General features: G+C 60.1%; 3 protein-coding genes. All 3 read left to right on the plus strand.

Annotated features, from left to right (window positions below):
* Positions 1-273 precede the first annotated feature (273 nt).
* On the plus strand, positions 274-3,462 hold the full coding sequence (locus tag ABX749_RS19755) for a hypothetical protein (RefSeq protein WP_372897483.1): 3,189 nt from the start codon (positions 274-276) through the stop codon (positions 3,460-3,462).
* Between the two features lie 230 nt (positions 3,463-3,692).
* On the plus strand, positions 3,693-4,640 hold the full coding sequence (locus tag ABX749_RS19760; protein ID WP_372897484.1) for a prenyltransferase/squalene oxidase repeat-containing protein: 948 nt from the start codon (positions 3,693-3,695) through the stop codon (positions 4,638-4,640).
* Between the two features lie 70 nt (positions 4,641-4,710).
* Positions 4,711-5,510: hypothetical protein (locus ABX749_RS19765; RefSeq protein ID WP_372897485.1), on the plus strand; the 800-nt coding region annotated here is incomplete at its 3' end.

Here is a 5,510-nt window from a genome sequence, read left to right on the forward strand (position 1 = left end):
CTTCCACCGTGCGACGCATCCAGTGGTGGAATCACCCCGCGGTGCTGTCGGCCATGATCGCCGGATTGTCGCTCTTTTGGGTCGGAAGAAAATGGGCGGGAGGGGTTTAGGTTTCAAGTTTCAAGTTTCAGGTTTCAAGTTTCAAGTTTCAGGTTTCAAGTTTCAAGTTTCAAGTTTCAAATATCAGATTTCAACCGCTAACCGCTAACCGCTAACCGCTAACAGCTAACAGCTAACCGCTAACAGCTAACCCCTCTTTCCTGCATCTCCTCCATGACCACCCGGCAATCCCATCACATCGCGATTCCCGCCCGTTTGCTTGACAAACTGGCCGAGTTTCGGCGCGGGTTGATGTGGCTGGTGGGGCGTGATCATCTGGTTCGTTTTCTGTTGATCGGCATGATCGTGTTTTGGGTATTGCTGATTGCAGACCGATTCGTCGAAACCCCCGTCTCGATTCGCTGGGGGCTGTTGGCGGTGATCGCCGCGGCGATGGGCATTGCGGTGATGCGACTGTGGCAAACCATTTGGGATTGCCGGTCACCGTTGCGTGTTGCCGAGGTGATCCGTCGGCGCGATCCTGTATTTGGTGATCACTTGGTCGGTGCGTTGGAATTGGCAGACTGTGAATCAGAGCAGGCTCGTTCGGTGACGCTGTGTGTCGCGGCGCTGGAACAAGTGGCCGATGAAGCGGTGGCGCGAGATTTCCAGCAGGCGCTTCCCGACTCTCATCTTCGTGTCATGACACGCGGATTGTTGGCGTTGTTGGCGTCCGCCGTGTTGATGGTTGCGTTGGCCCCGCAAGCGGTTTGGAACGCGGCGACACGACTGTTCGCTCCGTCGGCTGCGATCGATCGTTTTACGTTTGTGACGATGCAACCGCTGCCGCCTGAGCGGGTCGTGCCACGCGACGAGCCGTCAGATTGGACGGTGGCGTTGGATTCCCAAAGTCGCTGGACGCCGCGTGATGCGACGCTTCGGATTGGAACCCATCGCTCCACCGCTCGTGTGACTCGATCCGACGACTCCGGTCCGGCGCGCTATTCGTTCGAATTGCCACGGTTGTTCGAACCTTCGATCGCGGACGTTCAAGTGGGTGATGCACGCCACCGGGTCCGATTGATCCCCAAGCTTCGGCCACAATTGACGAGCGTCGTTGCAACGGTTCGGTTGCCGGATTACTTGGCCGGGCGAATCGACGGCGGCAAGCTGCAGACCGATTACGACGCCGGTGTGATTCGCATCGTCGAAGGCGCCGCGGCGACGCTGCGGTTGACGGTTTCGTCGGCTTTGGCCGATGCAACCGTCGACGGCACGCCGGTCGCTGTGCAGGGGAATCAATTCGTGGCGGAACTGGGGACATCGGCGGAAGATGTCCGTTTGCACTGGACCGATCAAGACGGATTGGCGGCAGCCGAGCCGATGACGGTGACGGTGCAGCGTGTTCCCGATCAGCGGCCGACACTGCTGGTCGAAAACGAATCGATTCCGCCGCGGGTGTTGGACAGTCAAGCGTTGCGTTTCTCGGTGACGGCTCAAGACGACTTTGCCGTCCGCCGAGTCGGGATGCAGTGGTCCGCGGATTCGAGTTCCGAGTCGGGAGAACGGGTGCTGGGATCCGGCGACGAGGGCGGTTCGTTGGCCGCGGTGTTTCAGGCGACGTCGCTGTCGGTTCCGCCGGGTGAAGTGAGCGTGCGGTTTTGGGCCGAAGACGACTTTCCGGGACGCGAGCGTGTGTATTCCGATCCGCTGTCGATCCACGTGTTGACGGCCGATGAGCACGCCGTCTGGATCGCCGGCCAATTCGCTCGTTGGCGTCAGGCCGCGATGGATGTTCGGGATCGAGAACTGAATCTGTTCTCTCGCAATCGCGAATTGGCCGAAGTCGCCGTCGCCGAGCGAGATGACCTTTGGCGTGACGCGGTGGCCGAGCAGGCGCGGGCGGAAGCATTCAACGGTCGGCAACTGGAAGCATTGACCGGTGAAGGGGAAGCGTTGTTGCGACAGGCGGCGCGGAATGATCAAGTCGACGTGGACTATGTCGAAAAGCTCGCCGCAACGATCCAGACGTTGCAAGAGATGTCCGATGATCGCATGCCGCGCGTCGCCGAGTTGCTGCAGCAAGCGTCCGAGCAAGAAGACGAAGAATCAAAGTTCGCGGAACTGGCGGGGCAGGAAAGCTCGCAAGGCACGTTGGCCGAGTCGAGTGATGGTGATGTCGCCGACGACTCACCGCAGGAGGCTGACGGGGAATCATCCGAGCGGATTAGTTTGGCGGGCACCACGATCGTTGATACGTCCAAGCGGTCGCCCAAGAGTGAAAGCGAGAAATCGGAAGAAGACAGCTTGACGATCGCCATCGAAGATCAAACCGACCTGGTCGCGGAATTCGATGCCGTTGCCGAGGAACTCAAAACGCTGATGGGGAACATGGAAGGCAGCACACTGGTCAAACGTTTGAAATCGGTCAGCCGGTTACAGGATCGGGTCGCCATGCAGCTGGGACGAAGCATCGAATCCACCTTCGGCCAAGCCGCCGAATCGAATGGCGAGGTGTTACAGTCGGTTGTTGCCGACGTGATCGAGTCGGCGGCCCGGGTTCGCACGGTGCTGGACGACTTGGAAGCGTTTTGTCAGCGACGCGAGATCGAACATTTTCAGTCCGTGTTGGATGAAATGACACAGGCGCGTGTCTTGGAACAACTCAAAGCGTTGCAGGAACGAGTCCCGTCGCGGCCCGGCGTTTCGATCTCCGCGGCCGAATATTGGTCGGACAACTTGGATCGCTGGGCCGATGACTTGGTGGATCCGGGTTCCGAGCAATCTGAATCGGGACCACAGAATAAAAAGTCGCTTTCGCCGGCGGTGATCGTGGAAGTGTTGAGGATCTTGGAAGCCGAAGTGACGTTGCGCGAACAGACGCGCGTCGCTGATCAGGGACGCGAGGCGATGCAGGAAGCGGACTACGTCAGCGAGGCGATTCGGTTGAGTGAATCACAGGATTTGTTGCGAGATCGTTTGGACGCGGTCGTCGACGGGATCGAGGCATTGCCGGACGGGTTGTTGAATTTTGGAGAAGAGATCGAAGTGCTGGGGTTGGCCAGTGCCGCGATGGTCGACGCGTCGAAGACATTGGTCACGCCCGAAACCGGACCGGTCGCGATCGCGGCGCAAACCGAAGCGATCGAATTGTTGTTGCGGAGTAACAAGATCAGCCCCGAGGGCGGCGGCGGTGGCGGAGGAAGCGCCGGGGGAGGGCAGGGCGGCGAGACCGATCAGGCGGCGATCGCGTTGCTGGGTCAAGGGCTCAATCAACTCGCCATCACTCGTGAATCGGAAACACAGTTGTCCGTCGGGCGAGACCGTGACGAGGTGCCGGAACGATGGCGAGCGGGTTTGGATCGGTATTTTGATCAGCTGGAACAACGCCGGTCGGCAGCGGCCGTGGAGGCGGGGCAATGAACAGGCCAATGGGCATGCTGACTCTCTGGGTGTTGCCGTTACGACAAGTTGCATGGGTGCGCGCCGGCTGCCTTCGCACCGCTTTCTGGACAGGCCATGCGAGGGTCACTCGCCGATGGATCGCTTCAATCGTCTTGACTTGTGCGGTGACGTTTGTTGGCGCGCTGTCAGCCACCGCCCAGGCCCCTCGTGTGCCCTCTCCGGAGCCGGCGTCGACCAATGTCGGAGAGATGGTCTCGCGTGACGTGCATGAAATCTATGCCAAGGGGCTGGAGTTTCTGACGCAGACCCAGGACGAGCGGGGGACGTGGCCGGCCGGTGAGGGCGTCGGACCGGGAACGACGGGGCTGGTCGTGCTGGCCTTTTTGGCTTCCGGAGAAGACCCCAATTTTGGTCCGCATCGCGACGTGATCCGCAAAGGGTTGCGGCACATCATCGCCGGCCAGTCCGCGGTGACCGGTTACATTTCTCCCAGCATGTATCATCACGGGTTCGCAATGCTGGCACTTTGTGAAGCCTACGGTGTGGTCGACGACTCGGATCTGTATCCGCCCGGCGAGCGGGAGTCCCAGCGCAGTCTCGCCGAAGCGGTGGAGCTGGCCGTTCGCGCGGCGCTGACGGCACAAAAGAACAATCGCCGGGGCGGATGGCGTTACGCTCCTAACGCGAGCGATGCCGACACCTCCGTCTCCGGCGCCGTCGTGATGGGCTTGTTGGCCGCACGCAACGCGGGAATCGAGGTGCCGGATGAGTCAATTGATCGGGCGATCGATTACCTCGTTTCGATGACAGCCGAAGACGGCTCGGTCGGCTACACCAGTGCAAGCGAAGGCGGTGGTGGCGAATCGGTCGCCCGCAGCAGCATCGTGAACCTCGTGCTCGCCATCGCCGGACGAAAAGAGTTACAGGCCTACCAGTCGACGTTGCAGTACCTCGTTGTCAACCGCGACGCCGAGCCGTTGTGGCCCGAATACGCCCGCTACTATCAAGCCCAGGCGTACTTCCAATCGGACGTTGCGGTTTGGAAACAGTGGAACGATCGGCTGATCCAACGACTCAAACGTGACCAGAAGCCGAACGGAAGTTTTGACGGAGATCTCGGTGTCACCAACAGCACGTCGATGTCCTTGTTGGCGTTGGCTGTGAACTATCGATTTTTGCCGATCTATGAACGATAACCTTCAAGACATCCGGGTGCGATCAGATGGCGTTGGGCCCGTAGGCTTGCGCCAGACGGTTGCAGATCGTTTGACATCAGCCGCCTGCGCGCTCGTGGTCGGTGTCTTGTTCCTGTTGATCGGTTCGGTGGGGAATGCGTCCGCTGACGATCCCGGCTTGCGTTTTTTGCTGGTCGACGGCAGCAACATTGACGGTACGTTGTCCGCCGCCGAGGAGCCGGGGAGGCTGCGGATCAACAGCACACGGTTCGCCCAGCCGATCGAAATCTCGACCGAGAATCTGTTGGAGGCTCGTCGCGAACCCTTGAACGCTGGCAGTGTTGTAGGTGATGGTCTTGATACTTCCACCAACACGTTTGCATTTCTGTTGAGCGACGGCAGCCGATTCGTGGGCAACGTCGCCTCATGGTTAGACGGAGTGATCGCGCTCGAAACCGAAGACTTGGGGCGGGTTTCGTTTGCCGCCCAGCGCGTGGTTCGTATCGTCGACCAGGCGAGCATGCCGCATCAGATTCTGGCCTTGTCCGACGCTCGCTATCGCTTTCGTCGAGAAACGGGGTGGAGCTTTACCGAACAGGGCATGGCATGCACCGTCCCGGAATCGACGGCGGTCGCAGGCATCGATCTGCCGGATCGATTTCGAATTCGAATCGAAGTGGATTGCGAGGGAACGGCCGATTTTGAATTGTCGCTCGGTGATCGATCACCGGGCGGGGCAGGGCAGGGCGGTGCGCGGGTGGATCGGCGGGGCGGTTCGATTTCACGTTTGCCGACCGAGCGTTTCATCACCCGAGTGGAGTGGTTCGGTGAAAGTGTCTCGTTGGTCCGCAGCAATGCGAGCGTTTCCGATGCCGGCGTGTTTGACGTGGC

The organism is Stieleria sp., from assembly GCF_041595215.1.
GTDB lineage: Bacteria > Planctomycetota > Planctomycetia > Pirellulales > Pirellulaceae > Stieleria > Stieleria magnilauensis.

Coding starts and splice junctions, on each gene's coding strand:
- ABX749_RS19760 (WP_372897484.1), top strand. CDS start 3,693: ATGGTCTCGCGTGACGTGCATGAAATCTATGCCAAGGGGCTGGAGTTT.
- ABX749_RS19755 (WP_372897483.1), top strand. CDS start 274: ATGACCACCCGGCAATCCCATCACATCGCGATTCCCGCCCGTTTGCTT.